The 20,193-nt window shown below is 40.6% G+C and carries 21 protein-coding genes; 1 reads left to right on the forward strand and 20 read right to left on the reverse strand.

Annotated features, from left to right (window positions below; translation table 11 throughout):
• From ODQ17_RS02770 to ODQ17_RS02865, 20 genes are all read right to left on the reverse strand, one after another.
• Positions 1 to 741, reverse strand: coding sequence for a glycosyltransferase family 2 protein (locus ODQ17_RS02770; RefSeq protein WP_322901602.1), 741 nt, complete (start codon positions 739 to 741; stop codon positions 1 to 3).
• Between the two features lie 2 nt (positions 742 to 743).
• Positions 744 to 2,402, reverse strand: coding sequence for an AMP-binding protein (locus ODQ17_RS02775; RefSeq protein WP_322901604.1), 1,659 nt, complete (start codon positions 2,400 to 2,402; stop codon positions 744 to 746).
• A gap of 9 nt (positions 2,403 to 2,411) precedes the next feature.
• Entirely contained in the window at positions 2,412 to 2,966 is a 555-nt protein-coding gene (locus ODQ17_RS02780) for a septation protein IspZ (RefSeq protein WP_322901606.1), read from the reverse strand.
• A complete protein-coding gene (locus tag ODQ17_RS02785; protein ID WP_322901608.1) occupies positions 2,963 to 3,217 on the reverse strand; it encodes an acyl carrier protein in 255 nt (84 codons plus the stop codon). The genes ODQ17_RS02780 and ODQ17_RS02785 overlap by 4 nt, the downstream gene beginning before the upstream one ends.
• A gap of 5 nt (positions 3,218 to 3,222) precedes the next feature.
• Positions 3,223 to 3,483 carry a phosphopantetheine-binding protein gene (locus ODQ17_RS02790; protein ID WP_000067033.1) on the reverse strand — a complete coding sequence of 87 codons (261 nt, stop codon included), beginning with the start codon at positions 3,481 to 3,483 and terminating at the stop codon, positions 3,223 to 3,225.
• 1 nt (position 3,484) lies between these two features.
• Positions 3,485 to 4,288: a lysophospholipid acyltransferase family protein gene (locus tag ODQ17_RS02795; RefSeq protein ID WP_104075002.1), complete on the reverse strand. Its 804-nt coding sequence runs from the start codon at positions 4,286 to 4,288 to the stop codon at positions 3,485 to 3,487.
• Positions 4,273 to 4,887: a beta-ketoacyl synthase chain length factor gene (locus ODQ17_RS02800; protein ID WP_322901611.1), complete on the reverse strand. Its 615-nt coding sequence runs from the start codon at positions 4,885 to 4,887 to the stop codon at positions 4,273 to 4,275. The genes ODQ17_RS02795 and ODQ17_RS02800 overlap by 16 nt, the downstream gene beginning before the upstream one ends.
• A 197-nt stretch (positions 4,888 to 5,084) precedes the next feature.
• On the reverse strand, positions 5,085 to 6,494 hold the full coding sequence (gene der / locus ODQ17_RS02805) for a ribosome biogenesis GTPase Der (RefSeq protein ID WP_004794708.1): 1,410 nt from the start codon (positions 6,492 to 6,494) through the stop codon (positions 5,085 to 5,087).
• A gap of 187 nt (positions 6,495 to 6,681) precedes the next feature.
• Positions 6,682 to 7,827 carry an outer membrane protein assembly factor BamB gene (gene bamB / locus ODQ17_RS02810; protein WP_322901613.1) on the reverse strand — a complete coding sequence of 382 codons (1,146 nt, stop codon included), beginning with the start codon at positions 7,825 to 7,827 and terminating at the stop codon, positions 6,682 to 6,684.
• Positions 7,827 to 8,525 (reverse strand): YfgM family protein, encoded by a 699-nt coding sequence (locus ODQ17_RS02815; RefSeq protein ID WP_004794712.1) that lies wholly within the window; start codon positions 8,523 to 8,525, stop codon positions 7,827 to 7,829. Before ODQ17_RS02815 ends, bamB begins: the two co-directional genes overlap by 1 nt.
• A 27-nt stretch (positions 8,526 to 8,552) precedes the next feature.
• Positions 8,553 to 9,845: a histidine--tRNA ligase gene (gene hisS / locus ODQ17_RS02820; RefSeq protein WP_322901614.1), complete on the reverse strand. Its 1,293-nt coding sequence runs from the start codon at positions 9,843 to 9,845 to the stop codon at positions 8,553 to 8,555.
• On the reverse strand, positions 9,842 to 10,957 hold the full coding sequence (gene ispG, locus ODQ17_RS02825; RefSeq protein WP_322901616.1) for a flavodoxin-dependent (E)-4-hydroxy-3-methylbut-2-enyl-diphosphate synthase: 1,116 nt from the start codon (positions 10,955 to 10,957) through the stop codon (positions 9,842 to 9,844). Before ispG ends, hisS begins: the two co-directional genes overlap by 4 nt.
• A gap of 21 nt (positions 10,958 to 10,978) precedes the next feature.
• A complete protein-coding gene (locus ODQ17_RS02830; RefSeq protein WP_005302244.1) occupies positions 10,979 to 11,770 on the reverse strand; it encodes a helix-turn-helix domain-containing protein in 792 nt (263 codons plus the stop codon).
• Entirely contained in the window at positions 11,761 to 12,561 is an 801-nt protein-coding gene (gene pilW, locus ODQ17_RS02835; protein ID WP_322901620.1) for a type IV pilus biogenesis/stability protein PilW, read from the reverse strand. Before pilW ends, ODQ17_RS02830 begins: the two co-directional genes overlap by 10 nt.
• Before the next feature lie 15 nt (positions 12,562 to 12,576).
• Positions 12,577 to 13,812 (reverse strand): 23S rRNA (adenine(2503)-C(2))-methyltransferase RlmN, encoded by a 1,236-nt coding sequence (rlmN, locus tag ODQ17_RS02840; protein ID WP_005302240.1) that lies wholly within the window; start codon positions 13,810 to 13,812, stop codon positions 12,577 to 12,579.
• A 123-nt stretch (positions 13,813 to 13,935) separates the two neighbouring features.
• A complete protein-coding gene (ndk, locus tag ODQ17_RS02845; protein WP_003654870.1) occupies positions 13,936 to 14,367 on the reverse strand; it encodes a nucleoside-diphosphate kinase in 432 nt (143 codons plus the stop codon).
• Between the two features lie 113 nt (positions 14,368 to 14,480).
• Complete coding sequence (gene iscX, locus ODQ17_RS02850) at positions 14,481 to 14,681, reverse strand: Fe-S cluster assembly protein IscX (protein ID WP_004698764.1); 201 nt, start codon at positions 14,679 to 14,681, stop codon at positions 14,481 to 14,483.
• A 99-nt stretch (positions 14,682 to 14,780) separates the two neighbouring features.
• Entirely contained in the window at positions 14,781 to 15,332 is a 552-nt protein-coding gene (locus ODQ17_RS02855) for a phosphatase PAP2 family protein (RefSeq protein ID WP_322901622.1), read from the reverse strand.
• A 24-nt stretch (positions 15,333 to 15,356) separates the two neighbouring features.
• Entirely contained in the window at positions 15,357 to 16,646 is a 1,290-nt protein-coding gene (locus ODQ17_RS02860) for a glycosyltransferase family 4 protein (protein ID WP_322901792.1), read from the reverse strand.
• A gap of 138 nt (positions 16,647 to 16,784) precedes the next feature.
• The gene (locus ODQ17_RS02865; protein ID WP_322901624.1) at positions 16,785 to 18,968 is read right to left on the reverse strand and encodes a carboxy terminal-processing peptidase; all 2,184 of its coding nucleotides are present in this window, start codon (positions 18,966 to 18,968) and stop codon (positions 16,785 to 16,787) included.
• Positions 18,969 to 19,160: 192 nt separating this feature from the next.
• Here ODQ17_RS02865 and nagZ point away from each other — a divergent pair, with 192 nt between their 5' ends.
• Complete coding sequence (gene nagZ / locus ODQ17_RS02870; protein WP_322901626.1) at positions 19,161 to 20,180, forward strand: beta-N-acetylhexosaminidase; 1,020 nt, start codon at positions 19,161 to 19,163, stop codon at positions 20,178 to 20,180.
• The last annotated feature ends 13 nt before the right edge of the window (positions 20,181 to 20,193 follow it).

Consider the following 20,193-nt stretch of genomic DNA (forward strand, 5'->3'; position numbering starts at 1 on the left):
TTAACCTTGTAGCTTTTGCTTTAACAGCTTCGGTAAGCGAATCAGCATGCCCATAAACAAAGTTGCATGCGCTTTGCTTAGCCCTAAGTTATCTCGCCAAGCATGAAAATGAGAAATTCCCTGCTCTGGATAAACCACAGGTGTTGGTACATTAATAAAAGGGGTATTTTCCCATTTTAAACGTACTAAAATTTCACTATCAAAACCCATACGTGGCTGAAATTTAGCACTATTTAAAACCTTTATCGTGCTCTCAAGCGGATACACGCGAAACCCACACATGCTGTCTTTAATTTCAAAAGACAAACTGTTTAACCACACCCAAAAATGGGTGATGTAACGACCATACAACCGTTTTTTAGGAATAGATTCATCAAAGTACGGCTGACCAATTACCATTGCATCTGGATGTTGTCGAGACTGCTCAATAAATTTTGGAATGTCATCCCAGCAGTGTTGTCCATCTGAATCGAGTTGTAATGCATGGCTTAAACCAAGCTCATAGGCTGCACGTAAACCAGTCATTACGGCTTGTCCCTTACCCTTATTCACATCATGTTCAATAAGATGAATTTGAGAATATTGCTCTGCTAATCCTTTTAAAATTTGGCTACACGCATCATCACTACCATCATTGACCAACACAATCGGTAGATGAAAACTGTCCAGATAAGAAATCAAATCTGCTAAATAATGTGGATGATTATAAACCGGAACAACAAAGCCGTAATTGGACTGCATTTTTAATCCTCTACTTCTGTTTGCAAGGCAAATAATAATCGCCCTGAAGCCAGAATCTGTTCTGAATCACGTAGTTCAAAACTCACTTTATGCTCTTTTCGAGCAAGCTTGAGTTGTACCACGGCATAAGGACGAATCAGGTTTTGAAATTTTAACTGCTCATATCCCTGACACCAGCTCAAATCAGACCAAATTGATTTAGCAAAATGTTGTAAAAAGCCTATTTGCCCAACCCCAGGATAAATGGGTTGTGTTGGGAAATGCCCTTTAAAACATGCTAATTCAGGTGGAAATTCCAACTCCCAAATGTAGTCATCTGAATTTTGAGAGTGTGATAGCACCACGGGTTGTAACATAGGCTTAAATAGAGTTTTCAAATAGTTTTTATTGAGTTTGGACTGAGTGTTTTGTGGTAGCTGACTGAGGAAACGCCATTGACGAGGAATCGCGATCGTTTCCAAGCTGTCTTTTAATTGTTGTTTTAAATGGCTGACAAAAGCGGACTTACCTTGCTGTTGTAACTGCTCACGAGCTTGTTCTGTCAGAACAACAATACAACCCAATATTTGACGTTGCTCATGTTCAAGTACCAATACATGACAGTGTTTTATGCCATCTAGAGCCTGAATACTTTGCTCAATCGCGTCTAGACTCAAGCGCTTTTCTTCAAGTTTTACAATTCGATCTGTACGCCCCATTAACTTAAAGGTCTGACTTGTTGCATCTGTCCATGCGGCGCTATCACCTGTGCTAATCCAATCATTCTCAAAGGCGTGATTACTCTTGACCATAAGCTGTTGGTCTTCAATCCGAATAGCCACATTACTAAATGCAATCCAAGCATCTTCATCTTTAGCACGATGGGCAATACCACCAGTTTCCGAACTTCCCAAAACTTCAACAATCGGACGATTTAAGAAAGGGCGAACACCACTTTCTAGCTTGCCACCAGAACTAAAGACCATTTGACAGTGTTGCAAAACGACATCAGTTGTCCAACGTTTTAATAATGCAGGACTTGAGATCAAATAATTACTTAAACTCAGTGTTTCTAATTGTTTTTGAGCTTGTACCACATCTTCTGGGAATGCCATTTGAGGCACATAAAAACTTCGACCAGTAGCAAGTGGTAGCAGTAATTTAAACAGTAATCCATAAATATGTTGATGACTAACCGTTGCAATCGCAATTGCATGTTCATCAAAACTAAAGCTTTGACTTAACCCTTGGACTTCGTTGAGTAATTGTTTGAGTGTCCTTGGAATTTTTTTAGGTTCACCAGTTGAACCTGATGTATAAAAATAGAGTTGCGCCTGCTCTAAAAAAGCATCGTCTAAGGTTAAAGATGAAGGAACAACTTTTTCAGTATTTTGGCGCTTTAAAAAATAAACCTGCTGTGCTGCAAAATCCTGTTCTAATTCACGCACTCTATTGGGTGGTAAAAGTACTTGTTTTTTCGCTAGCAAAGCAGCAAAGAATAAAACCAGAAATTCATAGCTATCCGCTTCCCATAAAGCCCAAGTTAGATTTTCCATTTGAGCAATTGCAGTAGCTTGTAAGGCCACATCCTGCCAAAAGTAATTAAAACTGGTCGAGTGCAGAGCATCGTCTATACAAAGTGGCTGAGCTGAATCGATGAATTTCTGAAAATGGCAATACATAGTTTTTAATTAATGATTTGAAGAATGTAAACGCTGATGTCGCTTACGCAAAATAAATTCACCAAGGAACAAAATGCCCATCAGCACATAAGAAATAAAGCCATTATAAATGACCCAAACCTGAGTTGAGGTAAAAAGCACAGTGCTTAAAGCAATCAGTGCATTACAAAAAAAGAAAACACACCAAACTTTAGTCACCTGTCTGGTCCACTGCACCCCAGAATCAGGTAAATCAGGTTCAACGAGTCGGGCAAAGCGCTCAATCATAGACGGCGGCTTAATAAGTGTCAGCGAAAAAATAATTAATGCGCCTAAACTCATACCGACTGGATATAACTTTAACCACGCATGATTGTGTGACAATAAGCTCAGACCGCCACAAACAATAGCAAAACTGGTTAAAGGCCATAATAAAGAGTTACCTTTACCAAAAAGTCTGACGACACCCAACCCGATGAGTAATAGGCTTACCCAAATGAATTGACCGTGTGTCAAACTCCAACCCACAATAAAGGGATACAGCACAAACAGTGCTGCTATTATCCCTTTAAGAATAAACTTCATTCAGCAGTCATGTTCTGAATAACCGTCACAACATCCAGTATGGTTCTCACATTTTTAAAGTCTTCAGGCTTTACTTGCTTACCTGTTAACTCTTTAATTTTTACAACTAAGTCAACTGCATCAATACTGTCGACATCAAGGTCTGAATAAAGGTTCGAATCGAGTTGAACAGACTCCGGTTCAATTTCAAACAAATCTTCCATCCATTCACGGAGTTTAGTTAATACTTGCTCTTGAGATAACATCATCACGCTCCTTATGACTTCTGTTGTGCTTCAACTAAAGCAACCAAACTCTGGATTGATTTAAAATGCTGTTTGGTTTCATCCGACTCTGCATTTAAATGAATGTTGTAACGCTTTTTCAAAGCTAGTCCCAACTCAAGTGCATCAATCGAGTCTAATCCTAAACCTTCTCCAAATAGTGGCGCTTCTGTATCAATATCCGCAATAGTGATATCTTCAAGTGCCAAAACATCAATAATCATTTGCTTTAGTTCATCAGCAAGATTGCTCATTTCAAGATAACTCTTCATCAAAAATTTTATAAAAACTACGACTTAACTGACGAACTTGTTTAGGTCCTACTGTTAAATCGTCTAACAAATCTGATACTTGCACTGCATCTAAAACCTTGACCTCGATATGAAATGGTTGAGATGGTACGTGGTACCATTTTTCATTCTTAGTTAATGTGGATGGTGTGCAGGTAATAATTACTGGACGAATTGGTACATTTGCGCGAATGGCAATATTGGCTGCGCCTCGCTGAAATTCGTTGAGGGTCATCCCTTTTTCAGTGCGCGTTCCTTCCGGAAAAATTAAAAGAGAAGCCGCATTGTTTTCTTTTAGGCGCTTTACACAGTCTTCAACAAACTGCTGAGAACCTGCATTTAAAATATAGCCTGCGCTTTGTACAGGTCCTTTGGTAAATGGGTTCGACCAAAGAGACTGCTTCACAACGCAATTAGCCTGCTGCATCATACCAATTAGTACTACAACATCAATCAAAGTCGGATGATTGGCAATCACCAACTCTTGACGACTATTTTGTAGCTTTTCCAAGCCTTCTACCGAATAAGTCATGATGCCAAGTTTGACCATCATTTCGGTAAAGCCTTTAAAACTATGTTTAATCACATTTTGTGCACGCTGCTGACGCTCTTCAGAATCAGAGGTTGTCGCATTTAGTACTGGTGCAATCACTGAGGCAATGGCCATACCACCCAGCCCAAAACTGGCAAAACTAAAACCAGTAGCAGCCACACGCCAGCAATAATTACTTTTTTGCTTGAGGTTTTTAAGATTTAGCATTTGTTCCACCCAAATGCAGATGTTAACTGGTCAGCATCCTGCCAAAAATGAGCAAAAGCAGGAGCATCTGCTTCATCTGTATGCATCCACGCAGTAATTTGTAAATTAGGTTGCTCTAGAGTAACGACGGTAGCCATTGCATAGGCAGAAAAATCGACTGCCTCAGCATAAATATTAGGTAATGGCTCATCATAAGCAACGACTAAGACCCGTTTGATATCAGTCATTGACATTAAAAGTGCATACGCCTCAATCAAACTTTCAGTCCATGAACAGCTTAAGCTTGTAGAAGGAGTATCATCCTGACATAAAATAGAATAAAGTCCGGAAATTGCATTATGAACAGACGTTGAAAATTGTGTAGGCGATGGAGTTTGTTCATTTAAAACATCTTTTAAGATATTTAAAGTTTTGGCCTCATCACCATATTTTGACACCCAAACAATATAATCGGCTTTATTACCATCTAATGCACCGATCGCGCTATTTAAAGCAAGTTTAGCTAAAGGCGATAACCGTCTACGCTGCATCGCGGGGATGCAGTCGAGAGCTGCGTAGGAGGGCTGAGCATGTGTAAATATAAGCTGAGCAAGATGTAATGTTACCATGCTAAAAAATGAACCCTAAGCCGCGTTATTCTGTCGAAATATAAATTATTTTATAAAGATGCTGATTATAGCATTCGTTATAAAATTTACAAAAAATTACGTTTAATACTCACACTTTTTCATAACTCTTGGCATGTGCTCATTTATTTGCAATAAAAAACCCAAAGAAAACTTTGGGTTTTTGAACGTTAAAAAGCTTAACGATTAAATTTTTTCTCTGCTTTTTTAAATTTCTGAATGTAGCGACGACGACGCGCAGCAGTACGTTCATCAATTTGACTCTTACGACCTTCAAACGGGTTTTCAGAAGTTTTAAAGTCAATACGAACTGGTGTACCTTCAAGTTTATATACTTTACGGAACACGTTTTCTAAGTAACGGCGATAATCCGCAGGAGTCTTATCAACCTTATTACCATGGATCACAATTGTTGGTGGGTTTTGTCCACCCATATGCGCGTAACGCATTTTAATACGTTTTCCACTCACCATTGGCGGTTGATGGGCATCTGTAGCATCATTCAAAATTTGGGTTAATTTCGCAGGTGAAACTTTTAAATGCGATGAATCATAAGCACGGTGAATAGTTGGGTACATATCCCCTACACCCGTACCATGCAATGCAGAAATAAGGTGTACTTTCGCCCATGGAATAAAGTCAAAACGACGATCAACATCCAATTTACATTGTTTGCGATCATATTCGGTCATGTTATCCCATTTATTAATGGCGATCATCATGGCACGCCCAGCTTCAAGCGCATAACCAATTAAATGTAAATCTTGCTCAACAACCCCTTCACGAGCATCGAGAACTACCACAACCACATGTGCATCTTTAATTGCTTGTAGCGTTTTCACAATTGAGAATTTCTCAATCATTTCTTCTACTTTACCCTTACGACGCACACCAGCTGTGTCAATTAATGTGTATTGACGGCCATCACGTTCAAAAGGAATATAAATCGAATCGCGGGTTGTACCAGGTTGGTCAAATGCTACTACACGATCTTCGCCAAGTAATCGATTGACCAAGGTAGATTTACCAACGTTTGGACGGCCAATAATAGCTAAACGTAAACCTGTTGCTTTGTCATGTTCTTCTTCACTTTCATCTTCAGGAACATTCTCAAGAACATCTTCAAGCATTTGCTGCACGCCCCGACCATGGCTGGCAGCAACTTGTAAAGGCTCACCCATACCAAGCTTGTAGAATTCAACCAAAGCCGCTTCTGCATGAACGCCATCTACCTTGTTCGCAACAAGATAAATTTTCTTGCCTAAAGTACGTAGTTCGCGGGCAATTTGCTCATCTGAAGCCAATAAACCAGCACGAGCATCAACCACAAAAATAATGATATCTGCTTCATTGATTGCTGTTTTTGACTGCTCGGCCATGTAGTTATCAATACCGCCCTCATTTTCACCAATACCGCCAGTATCAACGACAATGAAAGACTTATTCTGATAAGTCGCATCACCATATTTACGGTCACGAGTCAGGCCCGCGAAGTCGGCTACAAGTGCATCACGACTCTTGGTAATCTGGTTAAATAACGTTGATTTTCCGACATTCGGACGACCAATGAGCGCAATAACGGGTTTCATACAATAACCTTAATTCAAGACCAGCCATATCTCATGGCATGAGCATTAAAAACAGTACAGGAGATATATTTTAAGGTCAGAGATGACCATAATAAAAGACGGGGCTTTGAACTGATTTAATTCAAACACCCCGATATTTTTAACAGCATAATTTGTTAAGCGCTTATTTTAGCACAAGCGAACGAAATTAACGATTCTGCCAAATACTTAAATCGCCTTTTCGGGTCGAAACATAAAGTTGATTCTCGATAACACGCAATGTGTTAACTTCACCACTTGTTTTTGAACGACCAATTAACTTACCTGTTGTTGGTTCAACAAGATGTAATACGCCATCTAAATCACCTACAACAAGATCTTGTCCTAACACAACTGGGTTACTTAAATGACGGTTTAACAAACTATCATTTTCCCAGATCTTTTCACCAGACGCTAAATCGTAAGCTGTTAACTTACCATCTGTTGAAGAGACAAATACTTTATTGTCATAAACTTCTGGACGTTTAATACTGCTCGAATCTTCACTCCAAACAACACGTTGAGAAGCAAGATCGGTTACAGTCACTTGACCTTGGAAACTGGTCGTTACCATAAACTGTCCAGCTACAGTAGGATCACCATCGATATCAATTAAACGTTGAATATCAGAACGACCTTCACTTACCGCAACACGACGTTGGAAACGCGGAATACCACTAATGGTATCAATTGCATAAACATATGCATTCGCAGAAGCAATTAATACAGTACGAGGATCAAGGCTCACTGGTGATGCCTGACCACGCAAACTAAATTGGACATTCGGTAACTTATAAGCCCAAACTTGTTGGCCTGAAGTAGCATCATGCGCAAATACAGTACCATCATTCGCAATGGTAATAACACGTCCAGATTGAACCAATGACGGGCTTAACAATGCGCCAGATAACTGTGCAGTCCACTTCTGTTCGCCTGTTGCCTGATCTAGTGCAAAGAGTTGACCTTTACTGTTACCAACAACAACAATTCCTTCAGCAGCTTCAACACCAGAACTCAAGCCTAATTTGCTGACTTTCTTTTCCCAAATGCGTTGTTTACCACGATATGCAGCTATTTCACCTTTTGGATCAAGCGTGAAAACCACACCATCGTTTGCATCAAGTTGCAAACGTAATGGATCAGCTTTATCAGTAGAAGAAACACTACGCGAAAACACTGGCGTTAAGGTCTTTTTCGACTCGGTCAATTTCGGTAGAGGATTTGGTTTAACTTCTTTTACTTTATTACTAGAACATCCCACCAGTACAGCCGATGCGATTGCAATTGCCAAAGGCAGTTTGAATTTCTGATTCATTAAGACTCTTCCACCTGTGTTTCCAAAATTGGGCGCTCAATCTGTGGATCTTCAACTAAAACGCCAACACTTTCGAGTTTAATTTGTAAAATTTGTCGCTCTTGTTTACGTTCTAGTAACGAATTCCAAGCTGCCTGATACGCTTTTTTAGCAGAATCAACATCTTTCTTAGCAACAAAGATATCACCACGTAACTCTTCTACCGTTGCTTTAAATGCAGGATCGACGTTACCAGACAGAGTTTTTAGTGCTTCATCATATTTGTTTTGCGCCAATTGTGCATCTGCTAAACGCAATTTTACAACCTGAATCAAACCTTCATCTTTAACTTTTGAATTTTCAACTTTCTTTAAGGCTTTTTCGGCAGCAGCATAATCTTGTTTTTCATAGGCTAATTTTGCTAATACAAACTGAGTCTGTATGGCCTGAACAGAGTCGATATCATCTTTTACAATTTTATCTGCTGATGCAGTTACTGAACTTAAAGCATTCGGATTATCGGCACTCGCATTTGCTTCATCCATTAACTGCTGTACTTTTGCAGTTTCTACCTGACTAGTTGCCAGATTCTTTTTTTGCCAGTATGTCCACCCAAAAAAGGCAATCAACGCAATGAGAATTCCGCTAATCATGGCAGAACCATATTTTTTGGCGAACGACTTTAAGCTGTCGAATTGTTCTTCATCACTTAAGCTCATGTGATTGTCCTTTTCCAGATGTTCAGTTTATTTTGTAAATTTTTGGATTAAAAATGGTACGAGGTCAGCAATTGCGACTTGTGACTGGTCAGCTGTTGCTAACTCTTTAATAGCAAACTGCTGCGCTTCCCACTCTCGTTCCCCTAAAATCAAAGCAAAGATTGCTCCAGCCTGATCAGCTTTTTTCATCTGGCTTTTCATGCTGCCTTGTGAACCTGTTTTGATTCGAATACTGCTATTTGCAGCTTCTAACTGGTCACGTAATTGTTCCGCTAAAATCAAAGCATTTGTTTGATAAGCAGGTTCTGCAACCAAAAAGACTTCACAATCGCGAATAACTTCAGCTTGTTCAACTTGCTCAAGCAGAAGCAATAGACGCTCCATACCCATCGCAAAACCAACAGCTGGTACAGATTGATCTGGCTTACCTTTTAATTGACCAACTAAACCATCGTAGCGTCCACCAGCACATACTGTGCCTTGCGAACCGAGTGCTGTAGTCGTCCATTCAAAAACAGTCTTGTTGTAATAGTCCAGACCACGTACCAACTTCTGGTTAATTACAAACTGGATGCCAGCAGCAGTCAAATAATCTTGTAACTGCTTAAAATGATCCAAACTTTCTTCTTTTAAGAAATCATGCAATTTCGGCGCATTTTCCAGAATTTTCTGAGTAGATTCAATTTTAGAATCTAAAATGCGTAATGGATTTGTTGTTAAGCGACGCTGAGAATCTTCATCCAACGCATCTTTATGTTCGTTTAAGAATGCAACTAAAGCATTGCGGTATTCAGCACGCTCATCAGCCTCACCTAAAGTATTCAACTCAAGCTGAACCTTATCAGCAACGCCCATACGTTTCCATAAGCGAGCTGTCAACATAATTAATTCAGCATCAATGTCAGGAGTCGCAACACCGAAAGTTTCTACACCAAACTGGTGGAACTGACGGTAACGCCCTTTTTGTGGTTTTTCATAACGGAACATAGGTCCCATATACCACACACGTGGCGTAGCGCCGCGCAACAAATTATGCTCAACCAATGCACGAACACAACCAGCTGTACCTTCCGGACGTAAAGTTAATGACTCTGGTGGGTTACCTTTATCGAAAAAGGTATACATTTCTTTTTCAACAATATCGGTAGCATCACCAATAGTGCGTTTAAACAAGCTCGTTTGTTCAACGATTGGTAAACGAATTTGTTGATAACCATAAGCATCCATTAACGATGCTAAATGTTGCTCAAGACGTCTCCACGCTACTGTTTGCGTTGGCAAGACGTCATTAAAACCTTTGATTGCGACAATTGAACTCATGATGAACTACGAATAATTTCTTTAGATTTAGCTTCTTCAAGCTCTTGGACACGTTGACGAACCATTGTTTCGATTTCATCAACCAATTGATGGGTATCGATTAAATGGCTTTTCTCACCATTACGATAAACCAGTGAGCGAGGCGCAGCCCCAACAACCCCGATATCGGCTTCTTTTGCTTCACCCGGGCCATTTACCTTACAACCAATCACTGACACATCCATTGGAGTACGAATATCTTCTAAACGTTCTTCCAAAGCTTGCATCACTTGAATAACATTAAACTCTTGGCGAGAACAACTCGGACAAGCAATAAAGTTAATCCCGTTAGAGCGTAGACCAAGCGATTTTAAGATATCAAAACCAATCTTGATTTCATCTTCTGGTTCGGCAGCAAGCGAAATACGCATCGTATCGCCAATGCCTTCCATCAATAATCCGCCAAGGGCAATCGCTGATTTCACAGTACCCGTACGGTAAATACCCGCTTCGGTAACACCAAGGTGTAATGGATTATCAATTTGCTGAGAAAGCAAGCGGTAAGCATCCATGGTTAAAAACACATTTGAGGCTTTTACACTAACTTTAAACTCATGGAAATCAAGGCGATCTAAAATATCAATGTGACGTAAAGCTGATTCAAGAAGTGCTTGCCCAGTAGGCTCGCCATATTTTTTCTGTAAATCTTTTTCTAGAGAACCCGCATTCACACCAATACGCATTGAAATACCATGATGACGTGCCGCAGCAACGACCTCACGAACTTTCTGGTCTGACCCGATATTACCCGGATTAATACGCAAACAGTCTGCACCATAATCTGCAACTGCTAAGGCAATTCTATGGTCAAAATGAATATCGGCAACTAATGGTACTGAAACGCGCTTACGAATTGCGCCAAATGCCTCAGCAGCCTCCATAGATGGGACCGAAACACGCATAATATCAGCACCTGCATCAACGCAACGCTCAATCTGAGCAACGGTTGCATCAACATCGCAAGTTTCAGTGTTTGTCATACTTTGCACACTAATAGGTGCATCGCCACCGACATACACCGACCCAACACGAATTTTGCGTGTTGGTCGACGTTTAATTGGGTTCTCTATCATTGTATCGCTCAACTCATGGTATTAGCGGGATAAACGGAATTCAGCTTTACCGTTTACCGTATATGGAGACAATGAAATCTGTTCTTGGTTTAAACTTAATGACACCGCAGTTGCATCATCAAGACGAATCTGAAATGGAGACTCGCCATTTAAGTTTAAAGTTGATGACTGACGGCCTGTCGCCAAAACTTTACCTGTTGCATCAACAATATGAACAGACGTTGGACGGTTAAAGTTTAGCACCAATTGATCACCCACTGTTGAAGTGGCATTTCCTTTCATAGGTAAAACTTCAACACTAGATTGATTCACTTTAGGTAAATCAGCATCTTCTTTCTTAGAAGTCCATTTTTGAATACCCATGACAATCAATGACACAACAGCAATAACCACGATTGCAAGAAGTGCTCGCTTCAACCATTTCTTATTACGGTCACTATTAGAACCTGGGAGTTTACCCATGATTTTAATCGGTGAGTTGTTTAAGGCATGGTTTGGTAAAAGCCCGGTATCATTTGCATAAATTTCATCAAAGCGCTGAATAATTGCCGTCGCATCTGTATTTAAATATTTTGCATATGAACGGTAATAACCCTTGATAAAAGTCGCTTCTGGCAATGACTTGTAATCATCTTGCTCTAAAGCAGTTAGAGTCTTAACCGGCATGTTTAAATCTGAAGAAACTTGCCCTAACTCTTTATTCTGAGCAACTCGAATTTGACGTAAATACTCACCAGGACGTTGAATATTTCCTAAAGCAGAAGTCGGTAAGCTTGAGCCAGTTGGCTGCTGTGAATTAGGATTTATTTCCATACGGCCTCAGTACTATACTGTAATTGCAAATAACGTTGATATTCTGGACTTTCCGGGAACAAAGCACGTAACTGGTTTACTAACACTTGCATTCCCATTTTATCCGCATTGGCTCGAGCCACTCTTACACCAATCCAAAGTGCTCTCGCACCCTGATTTTTCTGCCCCACTGTATGAACATATTGCTCATACATTTGTGTAGCAGCCGGAATCTGCTGCTGCAAATAAAAAATTTCCGCTAACTCTAACATTGAAATATAAGAGTCGCGGTTAGCAAGGAGTGCTTGTTTGAATGTTTTTTCAGCATTCGCAACATCACCCAATTTTAAATAAATACGCCCTAGATTTTCTAACGCCTGATAGCGTTGGTCATAACCTAATGTTGTACCAGCAATACGAAATTGCTCGATCGCATCATTATAGCGTTCCATTTGATACAAGTACGTACCATAGTTATTATGTGCTTGAGCATTATCTGGTTCAGATGAAATTGCTCGTTTAAAGTAATGTTCTGCTTTTTCTAAGTTCGGCTTACTACCTTCTTGCTGTAGCAAAATGCCCATCATCATGTTTGCCGTTGCATCACGGCTATCTACACTTAAAGCTTGATCAAGAGCTCGCTTTGCTGAATCCAAGTCACCCGAACGGATATGTTCAGCAGCAAGTTGTGTACGCACTTTTACCGCTTTTTCTGGGTCTTTCTTTTGCACATGCGTTGTCTGGCAACCACTTACCAGAAATGCAACTGCAACCCCCATATATAATACCGTTTTTAACTTTGGAGTACTCAAAGCCTGCCCTCAATTTTATCCCTGTGTACGCAAAATCTCTTGACGCTGTGTGACTTTCTTCTGCCACTGTTCAGCACGACGAGTTCTATCGGCAACTTGACCGACTAACTGTCCACATGCAGCATCAATATCATCACCACGTGTTTGACGAATCGTACACACAAATCCAGCATCAGACAAAGTTTTTTGGAACGAGATAATTCGATTTCGGCTTGAGCGACCATATGGTGCATGCGGGAACGGGTTAAATGGAATTAAATTAATTTTACTTGGTAGGTTTTTTAATAATTTAATCATTTGCTGTGCATGTTCAGGCTGATCATTTACACCCTCTAACATCACATATTCAATAGTCACATGTTTACGCGTACTTTCATTACCATCTTTGGCAATATAACGCTGACATGCTGCAATCAACTGAGCCAATGGATATTTTTTATTAATTGGCACTAATTCGTTACGTAATTCATCGTTTGGCGCATGTAAAGAAATTGCTAAAGCAACATCAATGTCTTTTGCAAGTTGATCAATTTTAGGTACAACACCTGATGTTGATAAAGTCACACGACGCTTAGACATGCCATAAGCAAAGTCATCAAGCATAATCTGCATTGAGCTTAATACGGCATCATAGTTGAGCAATGGTTCACCCATACCCATCATCACGACATTAGTCACTGAACGCTCGCGCTCGGCAACGGGCACTTCTTCCATATAAGAATAGTTAGCCATCCAAAGTTGTCCAATGATTTCATCTGGTGTTAAATCACGTTGGAAACCTTGTTTGCCTGTTGAACAAAATGAGCAGTCTAATGCACAACCGACTTGTGACGAAATACACAACGTCTTACGCAAGCCTGTTTTATCTTCGGCAGGAATTAATACAGTTTCAACTAAAGAACCTGCACCATCGCCCACACGAAAAACCCACTTACGTGTACCATCTTTTGAATAATGACGGTGAACCACTTCAGGAGCTTTGATTTCACAAATCTGTTCAAGCTTCGCACGCAATTTCCCTGAAATATTGGTCATTTCAGCAAAATCAGTAATGAAGTATTGATGTATCCATTTCATGACCTGACCGGCACGAAACTTTTTCTCGCCAATATCTTCAAAGAATTTTTCTAATTCAGTACGAGACATGCCGAGTAAATTCACTTTATTTTCGGCAGCAGGAATTACCAGCTTGGACGAAGATTGCTGCTGTCCATCAAGATTTTCAGATGAAACGACCTCTGCAGAACTCATGTGTATTTACCTAAACCATGTCAAAAAACTGAAGATATTGTTCAAGAATCAAACAATATTCTCTTGAGAGAATAAAAAAACCAGATAAGTAGTATACCACTTATCTGGTTTGAATGCTTTCGATTAACGAGTGCGTGGGCAGATCTCGTTGTCAGCAAAGAAGTAAGCAATTTCACGCTCTGCAGAAGCAACTGAGTCAGAACCGTGAGCAGCGTTTTCGTCGATGCTTACAGCAAAGTCAGCACGGATAGTGCCAGGAGCAGCTTCTTTAGGGTTTGTAGCGCCTAAGATTTCACGGTGTGCAAGAACTGCATTTTCGCCTTCAAGAACAGATACTACAACTGGACCAGAAGTCATGAATGCAACTAAGTCACCAAAGAAACCACGTTCTTTATGCTCAGCATAGAAACCTTCAGCATCAGCTTGAGAAAGGTGTTTCATTTTAGTCGCAACAATTTTTAAACCCGCTTTTTCAAAACGAGCAAAAATATCACCGATGTGGTTTTTAGACACTGCATCAGGTTTTACGATAGACAAAGTACGTTCAATAGCCATGAGTGGCTCCTTTATTTTAAAATTTAAACATTAAAAAATTTGCCGCATTATACCGATGTCATAGGCAATAATCAGCTTTGAATGTGTAAAAGTTGCGATTTTTTCTACTGTTTTTAGCGAACTTCGTCTATCCAGGCCATTTGAATCCCTTCTAGCAATCCTTCTGTCGATTTATTTGGGTCATCGCTGAAGTCTGGTAATGCGCACACCCATGCATGTAAATCGGTAAAACGAATCCATTGCGGATCAACTTCTGGATGTGCTTCTGACAATTCAATGGCAATATCAATCGTATCTGTCCAACGTAAGCCCATAGCGGCTCCTATCTGTTTAATCTGCTAAATCACGAACTGTGTACTTTAGCAAATCCACAAACCTAATCGATAGCTTAAGCTGATAAAAATTACCGATACTTATAAGGCTATGTTCAATAATGGCGCTACAAAAATAATCATACCCGCGACCGCCGCGCCAATAAGCGCACCGACAATCACATCACTTGGGTAATGAAGACCAAGCACCATACGAGACAAGGCTACAAGCACCATGAAAGGAAACATCGCCGCAAGCAAAGCCGGCTGGATATAACCCAACACAATTGTCACCATCACGGCATGAAGTGTATGACCCGATGGAAAGCTAAAATGATCAAGTGGTCTTTCACCAAGCACAATCACCTGATGCACTTGATAAGGACGAGGTCGTGTTGTCTTATGTTTTAAAAATTTATAGATCGCGGTCCCAACAGAACCACCTAATAACAAGTAGATGATTTGCAGGCTATAGGTGATGCCTTGCATCCCCCACACGATTGCCAGCATTAGATACCAAAATGGACCGTCACCCACACGACTGATGATTTTGAAGAAAAGGGCAACGCGCTGTGAGTGAGAGAAATTGTTAAGATATAAACAGCCTCTTAAATCTAAATCGAGTATTTTTATTTTTGCATTCTTAAATTTCATGGTCATTCTCCTATTTTAGGATACTTAGGTGAAGTCCACCGAGGGCTCCTTCACTACCTGATAAAATGCCTGCTCCAATTGCTGAACCGGAAGTTGCCAACCGCTTTGCTGTACTTTATGACAGGCTTGTACGCCCATTTCTCTAAGTTGTTGTACTGAAGGAAGCTGATAAATTTGTTGTATAAAGTGGCTTTTTTGTCCAAGTGGGCTTAACCAGCCATTCACACCATGGGTTAAGTATTGATGTGCACATGCATAATCATACGCGATAACTGGCAAACCGCTTGCCATTGCCTCTAAAACTACGTTACCAAACGTTTCAACTTGACTCGCAAATACGAATACATCAGCACTTGCATAGGCAGCCGCCAAATCTTGACCTCTTAAACTTCCAGTAAAGATGACACCCTTCGCTTCAGGCAATGACTTTAAACGAGCAAAATCCGGGCCATCTCCCACAATAACCAATTTCGTTTTATGGGGCTGAACAGTTTGTAAGTTGGCATAACTATCAATGAGCACTTGCACTTCTTTTTCAGGAGACAAACGTCCCACATAAAGCATAACGCGAGTATTCTCATCGGCATCCCATTGTTTTCGCAAATTTTCAGAGCGATGCTTCGGTGAAAATCTCGTTGTATCTACGCCACGCCCAACCACAACCAGTGGACAAGTAATGCCAAAACCGCGTAATGCTTCTTGAGTATCTTTACTCGGCACACAGGTCACTTGAGTGTTATTGTGAAACCAGCACAAGTATTTTTGAATCGGTTTGACTAAAAAAGCCAAATCGAAGAATCGACTAAAGTCTTGAAATGGTGAATGAAAACCACTCGAAATCGGAATAGCTTTTGCCTTAGCAGCTTGCATGGCAGTTAAACCTAACGGTCCTTCAGTCACAATATGAACCACATCGGGCACAAACTTTTCAAAAGCTTTCGATACTTTTAAATATTGTGGCCAACCAAATTGTAAAGTTGGATATTTTGGAATAGCTTGTGACATCACCAGACATTCTTGCTCTGGCGTAAAGTCATGGCATTTTGCTTTTTGCTCTGGACGAATCAGTAAAATCTTATGCCCCTGTTTTTGTAAACCTTGGCATAGTTGTAATAATGAAAGTGCCACACCATTAATTTCAGGTGGCCAAGTTTCCGTCACAATCGCAATTTTTAAACGTGGGCGCACTAAATCATGCAGTGAATGCGTATTAGATAGCTGCTGCTTTTGTTTAAAAAAGAATTGGAAGCTTTCAGGAAGTTGCTGTTGTTTTAATAGTGCTGTCGCGTATGAGCTTTGCATAGCGCCATCCATCAATGTATTTATTTTCATGCTTAAAGATTAAGCAGTTTTTTTGACATTTTGATGATAAATGCGTGACAGTTTACTGACATGAAAAATAAAAAAAGCACACTGATAACAGCATGCTTTTCTCTTAAGACCTAGTAATACTTAGCGATTTTGCAATTTTGCATAGTCCATGAGTACGTTTGCAGCTTCAGTCACAAAAGTTTCTTCCTCTGGCAATGCAGGGCGTTGAGATGCTTTCATTTTAGCGCGAGATTCAGCTAGAGCATCTAATGAAGCTTGATAGCTTTCCCAGTTTGCAAAAGGCTTTTGACCAGTTGCAGCACGGCGTTCATTTTCTGCATCTAAAGTTTGTTTCTCTAGACCAAGTAATTCAGCACGGCGTTTATCAATATCAAGCACCACTTGTTTTTGGTCGCTCGTAACTTTAGCAATCGCAGTACGTTTATTTAGATATTTAAACTGGGCATCATTAGCAACACGTTGTTCAGAGAATTGAGACAACTTTGCCACATAAGGTTGAACAGAGCCTTCACGTTTAAATGGTGCTGTAGGAATTGTGTCCCACTTCAACGCATTCTTCGATTTACGTTCACCAAACTCTTCGTTATAGATATCGACGAGTTTAATGTCTGGCACTACACCTTTATTTTGTGTACTACCACCTGTAATACGGTAGAACTTACGCTGAGTTAAAGTCGCTTGACCGTATGCCAGAGTATCAAGTTGTACCTGAGCTGTACCCTTACCAGTCGTTGTACTACCAATAATAATACCGCGCTCATAGTCTTGGATTGCAGCAGAGTAAATCTCACTTGCAGATGCAGATGCCAAGTTCACCATTACAGCGAGTGGACCTGTGTAAACTTGCTGACCACCATCATTGTCTTCAAAAACACTTACGTTGCCATTACCATCACGAATTTGAACCACTGGACCTGACTTAATCACTTGACCCAGCATACGTGCAACTTCTTCTAATGAACCACCTGGGTCATTACGCAAGTCGATAATAATACCTTCTACTTTCTTCGCTTTTAACGCTTCAAAGGCATTGGCAGTATCTTCAGAAACTGAACGGTATTGTTGACCCGCACGACGTGAACGATAGTCAAAATAGAATGATGGAATTTCAATTACGCCCAACACATGCTTTTTACCATCACGTGTCACTTCAACTGTACGCGAACGAACACCAGCATCTTCTTCTTGAATCACATCACGCACTAAGGTCACATTACGTGCTTGACTCATTGATGCACCAGCACCAAGAAGTTTTAACGTGACTTTGGTTCCACGCTTACCACGAATGAGTCCAACAATTTCAGAACTTGTCCACCCAACCACATCAATCATTTTCTCGCCTTCTTGGGCGACACCAACGATTCGGTCTCCTGATTTCACTTGGCCAGACTTACTTGCAGGACCACCTTCTACAATGGTTTCAATCTTGGTGTAATCTTCATTTCCACGCTCTGGACGAATCGATACACCAATACCTTCAAGCTGCAAGGTGGTTTGGCGATTCAATTCTATCGCATCGATTGGCGGGTAATAGTTACTGTGTGGATCATAAGTCGCCAACATGGCATTCAATGTTTTGTCCAACACATCATCGCTTTTCACACGACTAATTCTTTCAAGCTGACGCGTATAACGTTTAGTTAAGGTCTGAGCTGGTGTTAAATCTTCTGGGCCAGTTAAATCTTGACCATCAGCAAGTGAAGGATTTTCTTTAAGCGCTTTTTGTTTCGCCTGCTCTTCTTCACGGCTAATCGTTAAGTTGATTAACTGTGAAACCAACATTTTACGCCAGTGATTTTGTTGCTCAGCAGACGTTTTAAAATACGGCGCTTTTTCGCGATCTACTTCAATATAGCTATTTAGCTGTTTTAAATTTTGCTGCTGTTTCAGCTCAGCTAACATGAACTCATAAAATTGTTTTAAGCGTTCACGATATTGCTGATGAATTGCAAACGGTCCAGTCAAATTCCCTGCTTTTAAAGAAGCACCAAAATTTGAACCATATAGTTTTTTATAATTTTGAACTTCAGCGTCTAAAAATAGAGAGTGATCCGGATCAAGACTATCTAAATACATATCGAGAATACGATTTGATGTCGTTGCATCCAGACGCATATTCAAATAATGTTGGCGATCAACTAAAGTTGCCAGTTGGCGAGCCACCAAAGCCTGTTCTTGCGTTGGCTGGATCGATTGAGAAACCACAGCAGTATTGGTTGCTGCTCTCGCTTCATTCATCGTATGAGTGAAGAATAAACCGCCAGTCGCGATCGCTACTGCACAAGCTATAGTTTGAAGTTTCATAAATTTTTAATACTTCCTTGGGTGTTCCTATCTTACACGCTCTGTTTTCGATATGAACTAAGCAGATTCAAAATCTTAACCAACTAAATTGTTTATACCGTGTAGTTTTATCATATTCTGTACTGACAAAATGTAGCAAAACATTGCAAAATTCGCTTATTGTTTTTCAATCAAAATTCAAATGGAACCAATATGATTGGCGCATTGATGCTGGACATCGCCGGCACAGAACTTACTCAAGAAGATATTGAACTATTACGCGCTCCGCAAGTCGGTGGCATGATTTTATTTGCACGAAATATTGAATCTCCACAACAAGTCCGTGCCTTAACGGACCACATGCGTCAAATTCGTCCAGATATTTTAATTGCTGTCGACCAAGAAGGCGGTCGAGTTCAGCGCCTAAGATCAGGTTTTACCTTATTACCGGCCATGGGTCGTTTTGGTGAACTCTATATTACTCAACCTCAAAAAGCACTTGAACTGGCTGAACAGTGCGGCTGGCTCATGGCAACTGAAGTCTTGGCTGTAGGTATCGATTTTAGTTTTGCACCCGTTTTAGACCTTAATGCAATTAGTGATGTGATTGGCGACCGTGGTTTCTCTAAAAATATTGAGGATATTGCCCCGCTTGCTGGTGCATTTATGCAAGGCATGAAAAAAGCTGGAATGGCAAACACGGGCAAACACTTCCCGGGCCACGGTTCAGTGAAAGCCGACTCTCATGTTGCAGCTGCAATCGATAGCCGTAGCTATGATGAAATTTACAACCATGACATGCAAAGCTTTATTAAGCTCATGCCACAGCTTGATGCGCTCATGCCTGCACATGTGATTTATGATCAGATCGATCCAAATCCAGCAGGTTTTTCACCGTTCTGGATTCAAGAAGTTCTACGCAACCGTTTGAAGTTTGATGGTGTACTTTTCTCTGATGACTTAAGCATGCAAGCTGCTTGTGTAGCAGGTGGCGCAGATGCACGTATCCAAGCTGCTTTAACCGCGGGTTGTGATATGGGGCTCGTGTGTAATGACCGTAGTGCGGCATGTACAGCACTCGAAGGTATTGCAAACCTAGAGCTACCGAATCAAGAACGCCTTGAACGCATGCGTGGTCAAATTCCACAAATTCAGATTGGTGAAACCTTATCGCTTGGCGACGGGTGGCAAGCTGTCAAAACAGCCATTGAAGAGTTTAAAAATTCGATCTAAATTGAGTTAAACG

Origin of the sequence: Acinetobacter sp. IRS14 (assembly GCF_034650275.1) — a bacterium.
GTDB classification, from domain to species: domain Bacteria; phylum Pseudomonadota; class Gammaproteobacteria; order Pseudomonadales; family Moraxellaceae; genus Acinetobacter; species Acinetobacter oleivorans.

Bases quoted from the DNA above. Each gene is read 5' to 3' on its own strand.
- ODQ17_RS02770 (WP_322901602.1), bottom strand. From the start codon at position 741: ATGCAGTCCAATTACGGCTTTGTTGTTCCGGTTTATAATCATCCACAT.
- ODQ17_RS02775 (WP_322901604.1), bottom strand. From the start codon at position 2,402: ATGTATTGCCATTTTCAGAAATTCATCGATTCAGCTCAGCCACTTTGT.
- ODQ17_RS02780 (WP_322901606.1), bottom strand. From the start codon at position 2,966: ATGAAGTTTATTCTTAAAGGGATAATAGCAGCACTGTTTGTGCTGTAT.
- ODQ17_RS02790 (WP_000067033.1), bottom strand. From the start codon at position 3,483: ATGAGCAATCTTGCTGATGAACTAAAGCAAATGATTATTGATGTTTTG.
- ODQ17_RS02800 (WP_322901611.1), bottom strand. From the start codon at position 4,887: ATGGTAACATTACATCTTGCTCAGCTTATATTTACACATGCTCAGCCC.
- der (WP_004794708.1), bottom strand. From the start codon at position 6,494: ATGAAACCCGTTATTGCGCTCATTGGTCGTCCGAATGTCGGAAAATCA.
- bamB (WP_322901613.1), bottom strand. From the start codon at position 7,827: ATGAATCAGAAATTCAAACTGCCTTTGGCAATTGCAATCGCATCGGCT.
- ODQ17_RS02815 (WP_004794712.1), bottom strand. From the start codon at position 8,525: ATGAGCTTAAGTGATGAAGAACAATTCGACAGCTTAAAGTCGTTCGCC.
- hisS (WP_322901614.1), bottom strand. From the start codon at position 9,845: ATGAGTTCAATTGTCGCAATCAAAGGTTTTAATGACGTCTTGCCAACG.
- ispG (WP_322901616.1), bottom strand. From the start codon at position 10,957: ATGATAGAGAACCCAATTAAACGTCGACCAACACGCAAAATTCGTGTT.
- ODQ17_RS02830 (WP_005302244.1), bottom strand. From the start codon at position 11,770: ATGGAAATAAATCCTAATTCACAGCAGCCAACTGGCTCAAGCTTACCG.
- rlmN (WP_005302240.1), bottom strand. From the start codon at position 13,812: ATGAGTTCTGCAGAGGTCGTTTCATCTGAAAATCTTGATGGACAGCAG.
- ndk (WP_003654870.1), bottom strand. From the start codon at position 14,367: ATGGCTATTGAACGTACTTTGTCTATCGTAAAACCTGATGCAGTGTCT.
- iscX (WP_004698764.1), bottom strand. From the start codon at position 14,681: ATGGGCTTACGTTGGACAGATACGATTGATATTGCCATTGAATTGTCA.
- ODQ17_RS02855 (WP_322901622.1), bottom strand. From the start codon at position 15,332: ATGAAATTTAAGAATGCAAAAATAAAAATACTCGATTTAGATTTAAGA.
- ODQ17_RS02860 (WP_322901792.1), bottom strand. From the start codon at position 16,646: ATGGATGGCGCTATGCAAAGCTCATACGCGACAGCACTATTAAAACAA.
- ODQ17_RS02865 (WP_322901624.1), bottom strand. From the start codon at position 18,968: ATGAAACTTCAAACTATAGCTTGTGCAGTAGCGATCGCGACTGGCGGT.
- nagZ (WP_322901626.1), top strand. From the start codon at position 19,161: ATGATTGGCGCATTGATGCTGGACATCGCCGGCACAGAACTTACTCAA.